Consider the following 16,496-nt stretch of genomic DNA (forward strand, 5'->3'; position numbering starts at 1 on the left):
GTGACAACGCCAAATCCGTCCGACGCGGGTTCGGGTGAGGTCGTCGCTGCGCCGGTTCCCGAACCGATCACCCCGCCCACCATTCCGTGGGGCAGGAGCAAACCCCGCCTGGGGGATCGCATCTTTCGCGGGCTGTCGGAAGGCTCTGGCGTCCTGATCGTCGTGCTGATCGGCGCCATCGCGGTCTTTTTGCTGTGGCGCGCCATCCCGGCGCTGGCCCGCAACAAAGAGAACTTCTTCACCTACGGCGGCAACTGGGTCACCACCGACACCTCGGCGATGCACTTCGGCATCTTCGACATGCTGCAGGTCACGGTTTTCGTCGCGTTGTTCGCGCTGATGCTGGCCATGCCGGTGGCGCTGGGCATCGCGATCTATCTGACCCAGTACGCGCCGCGACGGGTGGTGGGCCCACTGGCCTACATGGTCGACCTGCTCGCCGCGGTGCCGTCGATCATTTACGGCGTCTGGGGCCTCTATGTGCTGGCGCCGCGGCTGCGGCCGATCGCGACGTGGCTCAACCACCACCTGGGGTGGTGCTTTCTGTTCGCCAACGGCAACGCGTCCGTCGCCGGGGGCGGCACGATCTTCACCGCGGGGATCGTGCTGGCGGTGATGATCCTGCCGATCATCACCGCGGTCACCCGCGAGGTCTTCGTCCAGACGCCCCAGGCCCATATCGAGGCGGCGCTGGCGCTCGGCGCCACCCGGTGGGAAGTGGTCAAGACGACGGTGCTGCCGTTCGGCCGGTCGGGCTACATCAGCGGCGCGATGCTGGGGCTGGGCCGTGCGCTGGGCGAGACCGTCGCGCTGCTGATCATCCTTCGCGGCACGCAGTCGGCGTTCGGCTGGTCGCTCTTCGACGGCGGCTACACCTTCGCCAGCAAGATCGCGGCCACCGCGGCGGAATTCAACAACCAGTACAAGGCGGGTGCCTACATCGCCGCCGGACTGGTGCTGTTCCTGCTCACCTTTCTGGTCAACGCGCTGGCGCGCGCAGCGGTTGCAGGTAAGGGAACTCGATGACCTCGATCCTGGATCGCCCGGTCAAGGCGCGCACATTCGCCGGAACCAGCCTGCGGCGCCGGGTCGCCGACAATGTCGCGACGGTGCTGGTGACGCTGTCGATGGCGGTGGCGCTGGTCCCGTTGCTGTGGGTGCTCTACTCGGTGGTCGCCAAGGGATTCCGGGCGATCACGTCCACGGTGTGGTGGACACACTCGCAGGCCGGCTTGACGGCGTTCGTGAGTGGCGGCGGCGCCTACCACGCGATCGTCGGCACCGTGCTGCAGGGGCTGGTCTGCGCGGCCATCTCCATCCCGGTCGGCGTCTTCGTAGCGATCTACCTCGTCGAATACGGCGCGGGCACCGGCCTGGGGCGCCTGACGACGTTCATGGTCGACATCCTCACCGGCGTGCCGTCGATCGTCGCCGCGTTGTTCATCTACGCGCTGTGCGTGGCCACCCTGGGCCTGCCGCGCTCCGGCTTGGCGGTGTCGCTGGCGTTGGTGTTGTTGATGCTTCCGGTGATCGTGCGGGCGACCGAGGAGATGCTGCGGATCGTCCCGGTGGATCTGCGCGAGGCCAGTTACGCACTCGGCGTACCGAAGTGGAAAACCATTGCGCGAATTGTGATTCCGACGGGCCTGTCCGGAATCATCACCGGCATCATGCTGGCGCTGGCCCGGGTGATGGGCGAGACGGCGCCGCTGCTGATTCTGGTGGGCTATTCGCAGGCGATGAACTTCGACATGGTCAGCGGCTTCATGGGGTCGCTGCCCGGTATGATGTATGACCAGACGTCGGCCGGCGCGGGTGCCAATCCCGTCCCGACCGAACGACTGTGGGGCGCTGCGGTGACGCTTATACTGCTGATCGCCGTGATCAATGTCGGGGCCAAAGTGGTCGCGAAAATCTTTGCGCCTAAGAAATTCTAGGCAGGAGAAGCGGTGGCTAAGCGGTTGGACCTCAAAGACCTCAACATCTATTACGGGTCGTTTCACGCGGTCGCCGACGTGTCGCTGTCAGTGCTGCCGCGCAGTGTGACCGCGTTCATCGGGCCGTCCGGCTGCGGCAAGACGACAGTGCTGCGCACCCTCAACCGCATGCACGAGGTCATCCCCGGTGCCCGCGTGGAGGGCACGGTGCTGCTCGACGACGACGACATCTACGGCCCGGGAATCGACCCGGTCGGTGTGCGCAGGGCGATCGGGATGGTGTTCCAGCGGCCAAATCCCTTTCCCACCATGTCAATTCGCGACAACGTGGTGGCTGGGCTGAAACTGCAGGGCGTGCGCAACCGCAAGATCCTCGACGACACCGCCGAATACTCGTTGCGCGGAGCCAACTTATGGGACGAGGTCAAAGACCGGCTGGACCGGCCCGGTGGCGGGTTGTCCGGCGGGCAGCAGCAGCGGCTGTGCATCGCCCGGGCCATCGCGGTGCAGCCCGACGTGTTGCTGATGGACGAGCCGTGCTCGTCGCTCGATCCGATTTCGACGATGGCGATCGAGGAGCTGATCGCCGAGCTGAAGCAGGATTACACGATCGTCATCGTCACCCATAACATGCAGCAGGCCGCGCGGGTGAGCAACCAGACCGCGTTCTTCAACCTGGAGGCCGTCGGGAAACCCGGCCGGCTGGTGGAGATCGACGACACCGAGAAGATCTTCTCCAACCCCACCCAGAAAGCCACCGAAGACTACATTTCCGGTCGCTTCGGCTAGCGCGACTAGCCCGAGGTGGCCACCGCGTCGTCTTCGGGGAAGCGGCCGGTCGCCTGGAAGATGACCCGGCGCGCCACCTCGACGGCGTGGTCGGCAAAGCGTTCGTAGAACCGGCCCAGCAATGTCACGTCGACAGCGGCGGCCACCCCGTGCTTCCACTCGCGGTCCATCAGCACGGTGAACAGGTGCCGGTGCAGGTCGTCCATCGCGTCGTCTTCTTCGCGGATGCGAGCGGCCTTCTCCGGGTCGCGTGACAGCAGCACCTCCTGCGCGCTGTTGCCCAATTCGACTGCAACCCTGCCCATTTCGGCGAAGTAGCCGTTGACCTCTTCGGGCAGGGCGTGCTGGGGGTGGCGTCGCCGGGCGATCTTGGCGACATGCAGAGCCAGCGCGCCCATCCGGTCGATGTCGGCGACCATCTGGATCGCGCTGACAATCGCGCGCAGGTCACCGGCGACCGGTGCCTGCAGGGCCAGCAGCACAAAAGCGCTTTCCTCTGCGCGGGCGCTCAGCGTCGCGATTTTCTCGTGGTCGGATATGACCTGTTCGGCCAGCACCAGGTCGGCCTGCAGCAGCGCCTGCGTCGCGCGTTCCATGGCGGCGCCGGCGAGCCCGCACATCTCGCCGAGCAGCTCGGAGAGCCCGGAAAGCTGTTCCTGGTAGGCGGTCCGCATGTTGTCAAGACTACGTTCTCAGCCGGGAAAAGCCACGAAGGCCGACCTGAATTGGCGGTGAATGCCAATTACGGCTATTCGCAGGTGGTGTCGGCGGCGTTGGTGACGGACAAGTCCTCGGGAAGCTTGGTCGGTGTGCTGCTGGCGCTGCGGTCGATCTGCACGCTGACCGACGAACCGCTGGGCGGCGGCGCCGAGACAGCCCGGAAGTCCGGGCCGAGGACAACCTGCACAACCTGCTCAATTCCGGTGACCCGCTCCACCTTTGAGCTGCCGAACGACGCGGCTACCGTCGCCGCGGCCTGCTCGTTGCCCGGTGAGAAGAACACCGTGGTCGATTTCAGCGAGCTCGGGTAGTCGTCCGGCTCCTTGACCTTGAAGCCGTACTGCTGCAACTCGGCGGCGGCGGTGGCGGCCAGGCCGGACTTGCCGGTCGAGTTGGACACCTGCACGGTGATCTCCTGCGGCGAGGTCGTCACCGCCTGCACCTGCTCGGAGTGCGGCGCGGTTGACGGGCTGGGTTGCGCCGCTTGGCTGGTGCTCGACTGGGTTGTCGGCGTCGACGTCGCGTTCTTGTCGTTCTCTTTCGGCAGTGGATCGTCGTTGATGATGGCGTCGAAGAGCGCGCGCATGTCGGCGGTGCGCGGCGGCTCGTTGCCGTTCTCGTCGGTTTCGCCGGTCGGCACGGTGACGAAGGTGACGTGGCCGGCGGACATCCCCTGCACCGATTGGCCGAGGTCGACGAGATCCTTGGTCTTGACGTTGTCGACGGAGCTCTCGCTGATGAACATGTTGACGACGTTGTTGAGCTTGCTCAGCGAAAAGAACGTGTCGCTGGAGATCAGCGAACGCAGCAGCGACGACAAGAACAGCTGCTGGCGTTTGATGCGCCCGTAGTCGCCGTTGTTCTCGGTGGTGACTTTGCGGGCCCGCACATAGTTCAGCGCCGTCGTCCCGTCGATGACCTGGCGCCCGGCGCGATCGAGCACCGTGCCGAGCTCGTAGTCCTTCAGCGGGGTGGTCGTGCAGACTTCGACGCCGCCGAGCGCGTCGACCATCTTGGCGAAACCGGCGAAGTCGATGGCTATGAAGCGGTTGATCGAAAGGCCGGACAGCTTCTGGATGACCTTGACCAGACACTTCGGTCCGCCGAAGGCGTAGGCCGAGTTCAGTTTGGTCTCGGTGTAGATGTACCTATCGCCGTACTTTCCGGTCTCCTCGTCATAGAGCGGACCGTAGGCGCCGGTGTCGGGGTTCCACGCCTCGCATTTCATCGGCGTGATCGCCAGGTCGCGCGGAAACGACACGGCGACCACGCGTTTACGGTTCGCCGGGATGTTGACCAGCATGATGGTGTCGGACCGGGCGCCGCCGGCGTCCTCGGTGTCGCCCGCGCCCATCGCGGCGTTGGCCCCGGCCCGGGAGTCGACGCCGACGATCAGGAAATCCTCGTCGCCGTACTGCCCGTTGGGGTCCATGATGTCGTGTGAGTGCGGGTCGAGCGCGCTTATGGTGTTGAGCCGGTTGTTTTTCGAGGCGCTCCACTGGTACGCCCCGCCGGTCAGGGCCAGCGACAGCACGGCGATCAGCGCCGCGACCGCGCGGCCGGCCACCAACGCGGTGCGGCGCTTGCGTTTCGGTGTGGGCTCGGGGATTTCGGCAGCCGCCGGGTCGCCGAGGATCCGTGCCGGCGGCACCCGCCCCGACGCCGGGGGCAGCACCGTGGTTTCTTCGGCCGCAACGAGACGCCGTGGGCGCGGCGGCAGGTCCAGGTCAGGCAGCTCGGAGGCATACGCCGACGACATCGGCGCGGCGTAGGCGTCGAATCGGTGATCCGGCTCGTCCCGGGGTTCCTCGTCGGGTGGCTCGATATCCGGCTCCGCGCGGTGGCGGCTGCGCCGCGCCGGGGGTGGGCCGCCGACCTTGGCGATCAGCTCGGCGACCGTGAGCCCGCCGTCGGTGTGGCATCCGGTCGAGTTGTCGTCGCCGTGAGTGCGTGCCACCGGCGGCGCGGGTCGGCGAGGGGCGGCCACGGCGCCGTGAGACGAGATCCCGAACCGTTCCCACGGCGCGGCGGGTAGCGATCGCAGTGAAGTTCCGGTAATCCCGATGTCGTCACCCTCGACGGCTGCGGGGTGCGGGCGGCCCGGAGTGGCGTTGTTGCCGTCACTCATGTCCTACCGGCCTCCGAAACTCTGATGAGGTGCTCGACGTGTTCGTGCGCATACATCAGGGCAGTGCTCGCGGTGGCAGCACCACAAAATCGCGCTCCCCCCGGGGGTCCACCGGAGCGCGTTGCAACAAGTTCCACATCGTAGCCAGACATCGGCCGAAACGCGATGTCGAGACAGTCTCGATTCAGCCACCGGAGTGCATGACGTCCGCCCCGGCCGGCACGGTGCAGTCGTCGCGGTCGGCCAGCCACCCGTCGGGCAGCGCGACCCGCGCCGGCGAGCCCTGCCTGCCCCGCGGCCCGGTGGCCGCGTCCGGGAACGGGACCGCGGCGTCGAGGTGGTCCAGTAGACGGTCGAGCTCGTCGAGCGTCTTGACCAGCGCCAGCGACCGTCGCAACTCCGAGCCGGCCGGGAAGCCGTGCAGATACCACCCGATGTGCTTGCGGATATCCCGCATGCCCTTGTCCTCACCGAAGTGGGCGGCCAGCAGCGCCCCGTGCCGGCGGATGATGTCGGCGACTTGACCGAGCGTCGGCGGCGTGGGCGGCGGGCTGCCGGTGAAGGCGGCCGACAGCTCGGCGAACAGCCACGGCCGGCCCAGGCACCCGCGGCCGATCACAACGCCGTCGCAGCCGGTGGCGGCCATCATGGTCAGGGCGTCGCTGGCGTCGAAGATGTCGCCGTTGCCCAGCACCGGGATGGTCCGCACCTGCGCTTTGAGCGCGGCGATCTGCTCCCAGTCCGCCGCGCCCGAATAGCGCTGCGCGGCCGTGCGGGCATGCAGGGCCACGGCGGCGGCGCCCTCGGCTTCGGCGATGCGGCCGGCGTCCAAGTGAGTGTGGTGGTCGTCGTCGATGCCGATCCGGAACTTGACGGTCACCGGGATGCCGTCGGCGGCGCGCACGGCCGCGGCGACGATCTGGCCGAACAGCCGCCGCTTGTAGGGCAGCGCCGCGCCTCCGCCGCGACGGGTGACCTTGGGCACCGGGCAGCCGAAGTTCATGTCGACGTGATCGGCCAGGCCCTCGGCGGCGATCATCTTCACCGCCTCGTAGGTGGTGGCCGGGTCGACGGTGTAGAGCTGCAGCGAGCGCGGCGACTCGTCGGGGGAGAACGTCGTCATGTGCATGGTGGCCGGATGCCGCTCGACAAGCGCGCGTGCGGTCACCATCTCGCAGACGTAGAGTCCGCTGACCGTCCCGACCAGTGCCTGCTCGAGCTCCCGGCACAGCGTCCGGAACGCAACGTTTGTGACACCCGCCATCGGTGCTAACACCACCGGGCTGGCGAGCGTGATGGGCCCGATGCGCAATGCCGGCTACCGCCGGCTCATGGTGAGTTTGCCTGCGGTCTTGTGCAGCTCCAGGGCGGTGGTCCGCTTGCCGGTGCGGGCTTCGCGCTCCAGTTGGCGCCGCTTGGACACCTCGAACTTGTCGCAGGCCTGCTCGAGCTCCTTGATCAGCAGCGCCAGGTCGTCGCGCATCGCGGCGGCTTCACCGGTGAAGTCCTCGCGTTCGAAGATGCGCCATTTCTTGAGCACCGGCATGACGACGTCGTCGAGGTGGATCCGCGGGTCGTAGACGCCGCCGACGGCGATGACGACGGCCTTGCGCCGGAACTCGGGCACCTGGAAGCCGGGCATCTGGAAGTTGCGCAGCACCCGGTGCAGCGACTTCATCGCCTGGTTGGGCGCGATCTCGAATCCGGCCTCGCTGACGTCGCGGTAGAAGATCATGTGCAGGTTCTCGTCGGCCGAGATCTTGGCCAGCAGCTGGTCGGCGATCGTGTCGTTGCAGGCTTTACCGGTGTTGCGGTGCGAAATCCGGGTCGCGAGCTCCTGGAAGGTGACGTAGATGATCGAGTCGAACAGGCTCTCGGCGAACAGATCCTCCCGAACCTGGTGATTCTGGCCCGGGCTGAAACCCCGGTTGACCACCTCGATGCGCAGCAGTTCCAGCTCGACCGGGTCGACCGCTCGGGTCACGACCAAAAAGTCCCGCAGCGCCATCCCGTGCCGGTTTTCCTCGGCCGTCCAGCGGTTGACCCACTGGCCCCAGGCGCCGTCCATCCCGAAGTTCATCGCGATCTCGCGGTGGTAGCTCGGGAGGTTGTCCTCCGTGACGAGGTTCTGCACCATCGCCACCTGGGCAACGTCGGACAGCTTCGACTGCTCGGGCTCCCAGTCCTGCCCGCCCAGCGCGTAGTAGTTCTTCCCGTCCGACCACGGGATGTAGTCGTGCGGGTTCCAGTTCTTGTGCATCGACAGATGCCGGTTGAGGTTCTTTTCGACGACGGGTTCGAGTTCGTGCAACAGGTGCAGGTCGGTCAGGTCAGCCGACATGGGCCCCTCCAGTTATCTGTATCTGTTGGTTGCAGTCAATATATCTGTGTACGTCGGTAGCATCAAGTTTGGCCCACGCAAGCGCGCCGCGGGGCCGATCAGGGATTTGGGTGCTATCGCTGCTAGACCGTGGCGCGGCTGAGCAGCATGTCGACGCAGTAGTCGATGAACTGCTTACGGGTGGCGGCCAGCCGCCCGTCCAGGTACGCGGTGAACAGCGCGGTCAGGCCGCCGATCAGGCTGGTGGCGACCATGTTCTGCATGACCGGGTCACCGATCCGCGTCAGCTTGCGCTGCAGCAACTCGATGAAGTTGGGCATCCATTCCGCGCCGGAGCGGGTCAGCACCGGTTCCACCTCGGGCGCCAGCAGCAACACGCGGCCCCGGACCGGGTCGTCGACCATCAGCGCCACGAACTGCTCGACGGCCTCACGAGGAGTGCTCGCCGACGTCAGCGTCGACATCGCCCGGGTGCAGACGTCGTCATAGACCGCGCGCACGAATTCGTCACGGTCAGTGAAGCTTTCGTAGAAATAGCGTTCGGTCAGACCGGCCTCGCGACACACCGCCCGGACTGTTACCGCGGGACCGCCTTCGCCGCCGAGCAACTGCACTCCGGCCGCGACGAGTTTGTCCCGGCGCAGAGCCTGGCGATCCTCGAGGGGAACACCGGACCAGCGGCCCCGTCGTTGACCGGACGACACATCGCTCCTAAGGTCTATATTGACAACGCATGTAGTCAGTATGGCTGAGACCGGACAGGAAACTTCGTTAGTGACTCAAGATACGTCTGAGGCGCGCCCGCTGACCAGCGAAGGCGGGGTGGCTGCCGGTTGCCCCGTGTCGCCGGGCGGATACGACGCGCCGCCTACGCCGCTCGGCCCGGATTCGCTCACGTGGAAATACTTCGGCGACTGGCGCGGCATGCTGCAGGGCCCGTGGGCCGGCTCGATGCAGAACATGCATCCGCAGCTGGGCGCGGCGGTCGAAGACCACTCGACGTTTTTCCGGGAACGCTGGCCGCGGCTGCTGCGCTCGCTCTACCCGATCGGCGGCGTGGTGTTCGACGGCGACCGTGCGCCGGCGACCGGCGCCGAGGTGCGCGACTACCACGTCGGCATCAAGGGCGTCGACGCCCTGGGCCGGCGCTACCACGCGCTGAATCCCGATGTCTTCTACTGGGCACACGCCACCTTCTTTGTTGGCACTTTGATTGTGGCCGAACGATTTTGCGGCGGCATTACTGAAGCGCAGAAGCGGCAGCTGTTCGACGAGCACATTGCGTGGTACCGGATGTACGGCATGAGCATGCGACCAGTACCCAAGTCCTGGGAGGAGTTTCAGGTCTACTGGGACCACATGTGCCGCGAGGTGCTGGAGAACAACTATGCCGCCCGCGAAGTGCTCAACCTGACCGAGCTGCCCAAACCGCCGTTCGCGCAATGGCTTCCGGAATGGCTATGGGCACTGCAGCGCAAACTGATGGCACCGTTCTTCGTCTGGCTCACTGTCGGCCTCTACGACCCGCCGGTGCGCGAGTTGATGGGCTACACGTGGTCGTCTCGCGACGAGTGGCTTCATCGCCGGTTCGGCGACATCGTTCGGTTGATCTTCGCCTTGGTGCCGCGGCGTTACCGCAAGCATCCGCGGGCGCGTGCCGGTTGGGATCGCGCCACCGGCCGGATCCCGGCCGACACGCCGCTGGTGCACACGCCTGCGCGCAACCTGCCGCCGGCTGACGAGCGCGGAAACCCAAAGCACTACTGCCCCAACGTTTAACCAGCATCAGTGGGCGTGGCTGTGCGCCTCCTCGAGGCCGGCCTGGTGCACGTGGGCGTGGCTGTGCTCGGTGCCGTCGTCGTGGGTGTGGGTGTGCTCGTGTTCGACGTGTTCGTGCTCGTGTGTGGTGTGCGGGTGGGTGTGAGCGACGCCGCCGTGCTCGTGTTCGTGTGAATGCGGCGCTTCATGCGGGTGGTCGTGGTGCGACATGATCCTTATCTCCTTTGTTGCGTTGTCTTTTCGGCAACGACCTGCAGTCCGGTGTCAGCGCGGTGATGCGCCGGAACGCCCGGACCGGCATGCTCGGCGTTGAAAACGGCGTCGGTGACGAGCTGGCACACGTGATCGTTTTCCAGGCTGTAGAAGATCGTGGTGCCTTCGCGACGGGTGCGTACCAGCCGTGCCATCCGCAGCTTGGCGAGGTGCTGCGAGACCGACGGGGCCGGTTTGCCCACATGCTCGGCGAGTTCGTTGACCGACATCTCGCGATGGGCGAGCGACCAGAGCACCTGGACCCGGGTGGGGTCGGCCAGCATGCGGAACACCTCGACCACCAGGCGCACCTGATCGTCCGGCAGGCGCATATCCCTATTACTTGCATGCATACGCAGATAGTAGCGCAGCGTGCGGAGCGGGTGTCAAGGGTTCATCCGACAGGAGCGTCGCGCACCCGTCGCTCGCCGCCGTTGCGCTCGTTCCAGAACCGGTACACGTCGACGGCTTCGTCGCGGGGTTCGTAGCGCATCGGCAGGCGCCGCTGGTCGGCCGGCTTGGCAAACTCCGCATAGAACGTATTGAGCTCAAAGTATTTGCGGTCGTCGACGTAGTACGGCTCGTACTGCTCCCGATTGGTGAGGAAGACGACCTGATCCGGTGAGCAGTAGTACAGCGCGCCCAGACACATCGGGCACGGATGGGCCAGCACATAAATGGTTGTCCCGACGAGGTGTTCAGTGCCCAGCTTCGTGCAGGCCGCACGGATGGCAAGGATCTCGGCATGCGCGGTCGGGTCGTGAGTCTGCGCAACCTTGTTCGGGCTCTCGGCGAGGACTTCGCCGTCCTTGACGATGACCGTCGCGAACGGACGCCCACCGTCGGCGACGTTTCGGCGGGCCAGGTCGATGGTCCGTTGGGCGAAGTCCATGACACTCCCCATTCCACGAAAATAACTAGCTGATCTATATTATTGGGAACCTCGGATGGGAGATACCCGAATGCGCACCGACAGCGATACCTGGGATCTGGCGAGCAGCGTCGGCGCGACGGCGACGATGGTTGCCGCGCAACGGGCGCTGGCGGCGTCGGCATCGTTGATCGACGACCCGTTCGCGGCGCCGCTGGTGCGTGCGGTGGGCTACGACGTCTACACCCGGCTGGTGGACGGGCAGATCCCGGTCACCGAGGATTCCGGGTTCGACCCGGACCGGATGGCCCGGGGAATGGCCGTCCGAACCCGGTTCTACGACCGCTTCTTCCTCGAGGCGACGCAGAGCGGCATCCGTCAGGCAGTCATCGTCGCAGCCGGCCTCGACGCGCGGGCGTATCGGTTGGGGTGGCCGGCGGGAACCGTCGTCTACGAGGTCGACATGCCCGAGGTGATCGATTTCAAGACCTCGACGCTGGCCAAGCTGGGCGCCGAGCCGACCGCGGAGCGGCGGACCGTGGCCGTCGACCTGCGCGACGACTGGCCGGCCGCGCTGCGGGATGCCGGATTCGACACGGACGCCGCCGCGGCGTGGAGCGCCGAGGGTTTAGTGGTGTATCTGCCGCCCGAGGCTCAGGACGCGCTGTTCGACAACGTCACCGCGCTGAGCGCTGCCGGTAGTCGACTGGCATGCGAATTCGTGCCTGACACAAGAATTTTCGCCGACGAGCGGTGGCGCGCGCATCACGAGCGGATGAGCGAGCTCGGGTTCGACATCGACTTCAACGAACTCGTCTACCACTTCGAGCGCAGTCACATCATCGAGTACCTGACCCGGCATGGCTGGCAGGTGTCGCACCGCCCGGTCGCGCAGCTGCACGCCGACAACGGTTTTGACTACCCCGACGACGACGTCGCGGCGGCTTTTGCAAACGTCACCTATCTCAACGCGGTGCTGGGTACCTAATGCAACTGCGGTAGGACTTTGGTGCGGTAGAACTCGATCGCCGTTTTCGGGTCCTGCTGCGGGAAGTGCATGAACGGCGTCGCCCCGGCATCCAGAACGGACTGCACCGCTTTGACGTGGACGGCCGCGTCGGTGCCGGTGGTCCAGCCCTTGATCACCTTGTCGAGCGGATTGGCTTCGGCTGCGCGTTGAATGTCGACGGGGTTGGGTTGGTCGACGGCCCCGCCGGTGAAGCGCCACAGCTCGGCGGCGCGGCTGATCTCGGGCTGGTCGCCGACGACGGCGAACATCTCGGCCCGCTTGGCGAGCGTCGCGGGGTCGCGGCCGGAGTCCTTGGCGCCCTGATTGAACGCGTCGACCAGCTTCTTGTCTTTCATGCTGTCGGCCTGGGCGATCCAGCCGTCGCCGTACTGTCCGGCCAGGTGTGCGCTTTTCGGGCCGCCGGCGGCGACGAAGATCGGCGGAGGCTTTTGTGGTAGGTCGTAGATCTTGAGCTGGTTGGTCTGAAAGTATTTGCCCTGGAACGAGATTCGTTGACCGGTCCACAGTTGCCGGATCAGCTGGATGGCCTCGATGAGCCGGTCGTGGCGCTCTCGGTAACTGCCGAATTGGGTGGTGGCGGCCTGTTCGTTGAGGCGCTCGCCGGTGCCGATGCCGAGGAACACCCGCCCCGGATAGAGCACCTCGAGCGAGGCGAAAGCGTGCGCGACTGTCGTCGGGTGGTAGCGGTAGATCGGGCACGTGACGCCGGTGCCGAACGGGATGTGGTTGGTGCGCTGGCCGGCCAACGCGAGCGTGATCCACGGGAACATCGCATGGCCCTCGTTGTCCTGCCACGGCTGGATGTGGTCGCTGGCCCACAGGTAGCGAAAGCCGGCCTGCTCGGCGGCCTGGGCCTGCTCGACCAGCTGGGCGGTGGGGAACTGCTCGTGGGAGAGCACGAAGCCCACGCCTGGGCCCGACGGCGTGGGCGGGGCAGTCGGCGTGGTTTCGGGTTTTGAGCTGCACGCGGCGACAATGCCCGTGGCGCTCAGCCCTGCGGCGATCAGACCGAACGAGCGGCGTGATATTCCTCTCATCGCCTAGGGGTACCCAGGTTTACCTACCTGTCGTTTGCGCGCAGTAGCTTTCAAGATCCTTTTGTGTATAGCCCGGCGTGGCAATGCCCCCGACCGCCGACTGGTTCGCGGCGATGCAGTCCTTGTAGTTCTGACTCTCCCAGGGCCGTTGCGCAATTACGATCGCGCCGACGATGACGATTCCCGCCACGATCGACCCGATCACGAGCCACCTGCGAGGCACTGTGTTAATAGCTTTCACAGGCGATGCCGTCGTTGTCGCGATCGAGTGAAGGCCGGTAAGCCTGATCACCCCGGGGGATGTCGTAGCGCCCGTCCTTGTGGGCCTCGGTGCAGTTCTTGTAGGGCGGACCCGCGACCGCGGCCGGCGCGACGGCCAGACCGGTGCCCAGGGCGGCGGTGCCTAAAGCTGTCGCGACTAGGAAAGCGCGGACTGTCATCGCTAAGCACCCTCCAGTAATGGGCTGTTCCACTTTTGTGAAATAACGTCTACCACGGGAGCCTAGCTCGTCCCCAACTTCGGCGGCGGAGAATCCGGGCACGAGCAGACGCCGATCAGCGCCAGGACGTCAAGAATCAGCCGAAGTAACTGTCAAGCGTCAGCCGAAACAACTCAGACAAGAGTGCCCCCACTAGGACTCGAACCTAGGACCTGCGGATTAAAAGTCCGTAGCTCTACCAACTGAGCTATAGGGGCCGCGACGCACAGGATACTGCCTCCGTGGCGGGAGCTCGTTTGAGGATTCGGTCTGCCGTGGCCTAAGCTGGCTTGGCTCACAACGTCACCCGTTGCGAGTGCCCCGGAGAGATTCGGTTCTGGCCCCCTTCGTCTAGACGGCCTAGGACGCCGCCCTTTCAAGGCGGTAACGCGGGTTCGAATCCCGTAGGGGGTACCGCTACGCGGCGACGCGGAGCAGACAGTGCGAGGCCCTGTGGCGCAGTTGGTTAGCGCGCCGCCCTGTCACGGCGGAGGTCGCGGGTTCGAGTCCCGTCAGGGTCGCCATCGCGGCGAGGCATACGTGCCTTCCGGCCAGGTAGCTCAGTCGGTATGAGCGTCCGCCTGAAAAGCGGAAGGTCGCCGGTTCGATCCCGGCCCTGGCCACCAGGTGGTTTATGCAGGTCAGAGCAGCTTAAATGCGGTGTTGGCGGCGCGTCTGTTCCTCCGAGAATTCGTCCCGATGGGGCCAAAATGGGGCCAAACCGGATCAGTTGTTGCCGTCGTGAAAGTCGTCGAGCGAGTCGAGTGCGGTTGCGATGTCGTCGAGCTCGTCGTCGAACAGATCCGCGTAGGTGTGCGCGGTCACGGTGATCGATGCGTGGCCCATCGCCTTTTGCAGGAGTCTGAGGTCAGCCCCGGCCCGGCGTGATAGCGACGCATAGGTGTGCCGCAGATCGTGCACGCGCAACTCAGCCCGGCCGATCTCGATGACCGACTTTCTCCAATTGACGGAGCGTTTCCAGTTTTCCAGGCTTAGCCGCGAGCCCTTCGGCGACGCGATCGCTGGCGCGCCAGGGCTTCGTGCATCGAGCCGCGCCTTCAGCGCTGGCATTAAGCGCTCGGGAATCGGGACAGAACGTCGGCCGGCCTCCGATTTCGGATTGCCCTCGACGAGTTTGCCGCCGACTTGGGTCATCGATCGACGAACCCGGACTCGACGAGCGCCTAGGTCGACGTCCTCGACGTTAAGGCCGGTGAGTTCACCGAATCGAAGCCCTGTGTAAGCGAGGATCAAGACGATGTCCCCATGAGGCCCGCATGTCTGGGCAAGCGCTGCGACTTCGGCTGCGGTCAAATAGATGTGGGGCGCTTGTCGCATCGGCGGAAACTTGGTGCGTGATGCCGGGTTCTTGCCGAGGAGATGACCTTCGTCGACGGCCCGGTCAAGGGCCATCTTGAGGACCGAATGCGTCCATCGCACCGTTCGGGGCCCCAGGCCCGATGCGGACATGGCATTAACCCATTGCTGGATCGACTCGTGATCAATCTTTCCGATTGGCCACGAGCCGAATTGCGGCTCGATACGAAGTCTCCAGTTGTCTTCGTATCCGCGACGGACTTTCGCGCTCAGGTCCGGTCGCGACGCGAGCCAAGATCGATACACGGCACAAAGTTGAACCTTGCCGCCACGTGGGTCCACCCGCTCGCCCGCGGCACTACTGGTGACTAGCTTTGCCTCAAACCGCCGTGCCTCGCGCTCAGTTTTGAAAGTCTTCTTTCGCTTCGAGCGGTCTGGCAGCCGCCATTGCACGTCATATCTCACGCCGTCCTTGGTTTCGCGACGTTTGATTGCCATGGTGCCTCCGAATCAGGCTGGGCGACAGTCGGTCAAGACAGCCTCCGGGTTAGTGATATGCGATGCTGATGCCAGCGCACCCTACGGCTTGTGTGACAACGCGAGCGCGGTAGCCTACACCCGAGCAGATTGAATCCATTCGTCTACATCAGCTTTCGTCCACCGCCGATGTCGATCGCTCAGCCTTATGTGATGCGGTCCAGGAGCGTCGATCCCGCGTTCTCGTTTGGCCGCCCAATCATGCAGCGTTGATACCGGAACACCGGTCAGCTCACATACTTGTCTGGCAGTGAGCATCTCTCGGCCGTTGGTGGTGTCGTAGCGCATGATTAGTTCCTTCCCCGGCAAAGCGGCTTAGCGACCACCATCACGGGATCGTCGGATACAAGCTGGCTGCTTCGCCGCTATGCGGCGCCGCATTGCCCACACACCGCTCCAGGCGGCCTCCCGGAAGGTCGGCAGGAGTAGCTGTTTGTGCGGCTTAGTCGTGACCGCGGCTGCCGTCCAGGCCCCAAGAGCTTCCATACCAGGAGCTTAAAACCAGTGACAGACTAATGCGACGGCCAGGGAGAATAAATCAATAGCCCTCTGCGAAGACGGCACATGGTGGAACGACTGACGGCGTCCTTATTCACGGTATTTCACGCCCGAGAATTGAACGGGAAATGGGGTCCATCTGGTTACGCCGCGTAAGCCGTTGTCGGAGAGTGGAATTCATTACGCGGTTTCCCACCACGGCCAAGCGCCTACTATTGGAGCATGCCGCAGCGATCGCAATCCGGAGGTGACTGCTCGGCGGAGGTTGGCCGCTATTGCAACGTCGTCGACATCGCTAGGGCGATGCTGCGTCACCCCGGCGACGACCGATACCGGATGCGAGCGTTTTATGAGCTGATCCGCGCCGCCGCTGACTTGGGCGAGGCCGCAATGCAGCTCATCGCCGTCGAGCCGCCATTGGTCGGTGATCCCAGATTTGATGCCTTACTGGCCGCCGCAGCGGAATACATTGCCCAGCGTCTGGGACAGCTTATCCCGGCATGGTCACAGAAGCCGTGCCGGTTTCTCGAAACGCAGTGGTGGGTCTCGGATCTGCCGTCTGGGCGCGCTTATGCGAGCAGCGGAACGCGCCCGGCGTTCAAACGCCGCGGCATCTGGATAGACGAACACGACCTATCTACCGTGTGAGGGCGGCACCGGCGGTGCTCCTCTGTCGGTGCGGATTCGAATCTGTTGGACGGGTGGCGATCGATGGCAGTTAACAGCTTTGAGGATGCCGCGGCAACTTCTCGGTCTAAGGTTCGCGATCTCACAGGCCTGC

Annotated in this window: 18 protein-coding genes, 4 tRNA genes and 1 pseudogene; 9 read left to right on the forward strand and 14 right to left on the reverse strand. The window is 65.2% G+C overall.

The genetic code is table 11. The features are described 5' to 3' along the window. The 3 genes from pstC to pstB are packed head-to-tail and all read left to right on the forward strand — an operon-like array spanning position 1 to position 2,726. Entirely contained in the window at positions 1-1,026 is a 1,026-nt protein-coding gene (pstC, locus tag G6N47_RS11090; RefSeq protein ID WP_083134553.1) for a phosphate ABC transporter permease subunit PstC, read from the forward strand. After that, positions 1,023-1,937, forward strand: coding sequence for a phosphate ABC transporter permease PstA (pstA, locus tag G6N47_RS11095; RefSeq protein ID WP_083134552.1), 915 nt, complete (start codon positions 1,023-1,025; stop codon positions 1,935-1,937). The genes pstC and pstA overlap by 4 nt, the downstream gene beginning before the upstream one ends. A gap of 12 nt (positions 1,938-1,949) precedes the next feature. Then, positions 1,950-2,726 (forward strand): phosphate ABC transporter ATP-binding protein PstB, encoded by a 777-nt coding sequence (gene pstB, locus G6N47_RS11100; RefSeq protein ID WP_083134551.1) that lies wholly within the window; start codon positions 1,950-1,952, stop codon positions 2,724-2,726. A 5-nt stretch (positions 2,727-2,731) separates the two neighbouring features. On the opposite strand, the gene phoU is transcribed toward pstB, so the two are convergent. The 5 genes from phoU to G6N47_RS11125 form a co-directional block, all read right to left on the reverse strand. Beyond that, entirely contained in the window at positions 2,732-3,400 is a 669-nt protein-coding gene (phoU, locus tag G6N47_RS11105) for a phosphate signaling complex protein PhoU (protein WP_083134550.1), read from the reverse strand. A 74-nt stretch (positions 3,401-3,474) separates the two neighbouring features. Then, a complete protein-coding gene (locus G6N47_RS11110) occupies positions 3,475-5,574 on the reverse strand; it encodes an LCP family protein (protein ID WP_083134549.1) in 2,100 nt (699 codons plus the stop codon). Positions 5,575-5,758: 184 nt separating this feature from the next. After that, complete coding sequence (gene dusB / locus G6N47_RS11115) at positions 5,759-6,886, reverse strand: tRNA dihydrouridine synthase DusB (protein ID WP_083134548.1); 1,128 nt, start codon at positions 6,884-6,886, stop codon at positions 5,759-5,761. Between the two features lie 6 nt (positions 6,887-6,892). After that, positions 6,893-7,915, reverse strand: coding sequence for an acyl-ACP desaturase (locus G6N47_RS11120; RefSeq protein ID WP_083134547.1), 1,023 nt, complete (start codon positions 7,913-7,915; stop codon positions 6,893-6,895). Between the two features lie 122 nt (positions 7,916-8,037). After that, on the reverse strand, positions 8,038-8,619 hold the full coding sequence (locus G6N47_RS11125; RefSeq protein ID WP_083134546.1) for a TetR/AcrR family transcriptional regulator: 582 nt from the start codon (positions 8,617-8,619) through the stop codon (positions 8,038-8,040). 70 nt (positions 8,620-8,689) lie between these two features. On the opposite strand from G6N47_RS11125, the gene G6N47_RS11130 reads away from it, so the two are divergent. Then, positions 8,690-9,694, forward strand: coding sequence for an oxygenase MpaB family protein (locus G6N47_RS11130; protein ID WP_083134560.1), 1,005 nt, complete (start codon positions 8,690-8,692; stop codon positions 9,692-9,694). Between the two features lie 6 nt (positions 9,695-9,700). Here G6N47_RS11130 and G6N47_RS11135 read toward each other — a convergent pair whose 3' ends face one another. From G6N47_RS11135 to G6N47_RS11145, 3 genes and pseudogenes are all read right to left on the reverse strand, one after another. Beyond that, the gene (locus tag G6N47_RS11135; RefSeq protein WP_083134545.1) at positions 9,701-9,904 is read right to left on the reverse strand and encodes a zinc transporter Slc39a7; all 204 of its coding nucleotides are present in this window, start codon (positions 9,902-9,904) and stop codon (positions 9,701-9,703) included. Between the two features lie 3 nt (positions 9,905-9,907). Further along, positions 9,908-10,299, reverse strand: a pseudogene (locus G6N47_RS11140) (ArsR/SmtB family transcription factor); the annotation flags it as partial. A gap of 41 nt (positions 10,300-10,340) precedes the next feature. After that, complete coding sequence (locus G6N47_RS11145; protein ID WP_083134543.1) at positions 10,341-10,838, reverse strand: nucleoside deaminase; 498 nt, start codon at positions 10,836-10,838, stop codon at positions 10,341-10,343. A 70-nt stretch (positions 10,839-10,908) separates the two neighbouring features. On the opposite strand from G6N47_RS11145, the gene G6N47_RS11150 reads away from it, so the two are divergent. Then, complete coding sequence (locus tag G6N47_RS11150; protein WP_083134542.1) at positions 10,909-11,805, forward strand: SAM-dependent methyltransferase; 897 nt, start codon at positions 10,909-10,911, stop codon at positions 11,803-11,805. On the opposite strand, the gene G6N47_RS11155 is transcribed toward G6N47_RS11150, so the two are convergent. The 4 genes from G6N47_RS11155 to G6N47_RS11170 form a co-directional block, all read right to left on the reverse strand. Next, positions 11,802-12,884, reverse strand: coding sequence for a F420-dependent hydroxymycolic acid dehydrogenase (locus G6N47_RS11155; RefSeq protein ID WP_083134541.1), 1,083 nt, complete (start codon positions 12,882-12,884; stop codon positions 11,802-11,804). The two genes, G6N47_RS11150 and G6N47_RS11155, sit on opposite strands and share 4 nt — an antisense overlap. Positions 12,885-12,903: 19 nt before the next feature. Then, positions 12,904-13,089, reverse strand: a complete 186-nt coding sequence (locus G6N47_RS11160) for a hypothetical protein (RefSeq protein ID WP_083134540.1) — start codon at positions 13,087-13,089, stop codon at positions 12,904-12,906. A 22-nt stretch (positions 13,090-13,111) separates the two neighbouring features. Further along, positions 13,112-13,324: an excalibur calcium-binding domain-containing protein gene (locus tag G6N47_RS11165; protein ID WP_083134539.1), complete on the reverse strand. Its 213-nt coding sequence runs from the start codon at positions 13,322-13,324 to the stop codon at positions 13,112-13,114. Positions 13,325-13,508: 184 nt separating this feature from the next. Next, positions 13,509-13,581, reverse strand: a tRNA-Lys gene (locus G6N47_RS11170). A gap of 122 nt (positions 13,582-13,703) precedes the next feature. Between G6N47_RS11170 and G6N47_RS11175 the strand changes: the two genes are divergently transcribed. From G6N47_RS11175 to G6N47_RS11185, 3 genes are all read left to right on the forward strand, one after another. Then, positions 13,704-13,777 (forward strand) — tRNA-Glu (locus G6N47_RS11175). A 33-nt stretch (positions 13,778-13,810) separates the two neighbouring features. Then, positions 13,811-13,887, forward strand: a tRNA-Asp gene (locus tag G6N47_RS11180). A gap of 25 nt (positions 13,888-13,912) precedes the next feature. After that, positions 13,913-13,989, forward strand: a tRNA-Phe gene (locus G6N47_RS11185). A gap of 100 nt (positions 13,990-14,089) precedes the next feature. On the opposite strand, the gene G6N47_RS11190 is transcribed toward G6N47_RS11185, so the two are convergent. Beyond that, the gene (locus G6N47_RS11190) at positions 14,090-15,178 is read right to left on the reverse strand and encodes a tyrosine-type recombinase/integrase (protein ID WP_083134538.1); all 1,089 of its coding nucleotides are present in this window, start codon (positions 15,176-15,178) and stop codon (positions 14,090-14,092) included. A gap of 114 nt (positions 15,179-15,292) precedes the next feature. Then, entirely contained in the window at positions 15,293-15,505 is a 213-nt protein-coding gene (locus G6N47_RS11195) for a helix-turn-helix transcriptional regulator (RefSeq protein ID WP_308206285.1), read from the reverse strand. A 432-nt stretch (positions 15,506-15,937) separates the two neighbouring features. On the opposite strand from G6N47_RS11195, the gene G6N47_RS11200 reads away from it, so the two are divergent. Further along, a complete protein-coding gene (locus G6N47_RS11200) occupies positions 15,938-16,363 on the forward strand; it encodes a hypothetical protein (protein ID WP_139799741.1) in 426 nt (141 codons plus the stop codon). The last annotated feature ends 133 nt before the right edge of the window (positions 16,364-16,496 follow it).

The organism is Mycobacterium branderi, from assembly GCF_010728725.1.
Classification (GTDB): domain Bacteria; phylum Actinomycetota; class Actinomycetes; order Mycobacteriales; family Mycobacteriaceae; genus Mycobacterium; species Mycobacterium branderi.

Bases quoted from the DNA above. Each gene is read 5' to 3' on its own strand.
- G6N47_RS11150 (WP_083134542.1), top strand. From the start codon at position 10,909: ATGCGCACCGACAGCGATACCTGGGATCTGGCGAGCAGCGTCGGCGCG.
- G6N47_RS11190 (WP_083134538.1), bottom strand. From the start codon at position 15,178: ATGGCAATCAAACGTCGCGAAACCAAGGACGGCGTGAGATATGACGTG.
- G6N47_RS11195 (WP_308206285.1), bottom strand. From the start codon at position 15,505: ATGCGCTACGACACCACCAACGGCCGAGAGATGCTCACTGCCAGACAA.
- G6N47_RS11110 (WP_083134549.1), bottom strand. From the start codon at position 5,574: ATGAGTGACGGCAACAACGCCACTCCGGGCCGCCCGCACCCCGCAGCC.
- G6N47_RS11145 (WP_083134543.1), bottom strand. From the start codon at position 10,838: ATGGACTTCGCCCAACGGACCATCGACCTGGCCCGCCGAAACGTCGCC.
- G6N47_RS11155 (WP_083134541.1), bottom strand. From the start codon at position 12,884: ATGAGAGGAATATCACGCCGCTCGTTCGGTCTGATCGCCGCAGGGCTG.
- G6N47_RS11120 (WP_083134547.1), bottom strand. From the start codon at position 7,915: ATGTCGGCTGACCTGACCGACCTGCACCTGTTGCACGAACTCGAACCC.
- G6N47_RS11135 (WP_083134545.1), bottom strand. From the start codon at position 9,904: ATGTCGCACCACGACCACCCGCATGAAGCGCCGCATTCACACGAACAC.
- pstA (WP_083134552.1), top strand. From the start codon at position 1,023: ATGACCTCGATCCTGGATCGCCCGGTCAAGGCGCGCACATTCGCCGGA.
- phoU (WP_083134550.1), bottom strand. From the start codon at position 3,400: ATGCGGACCGCCTACCAGGAACAGCTTTCCGGGCTCTCCGAGCTGCTC.
- G6N47_RS11200 (WP_139799741.1), top strand. From the start codon at position 15,938: ATGCCGCAGCGATCGCAATCCGGAGGTGACTGCTCGGCGGAGGTTGGC.
- G6N47_RS11165 (WP_083134539.1), bottom strand. From the start codon at position 13,324: ATGACAGTCCGCGCTTTCCTAGTCGCGACAGCTTTAGGCACCGCCGCC.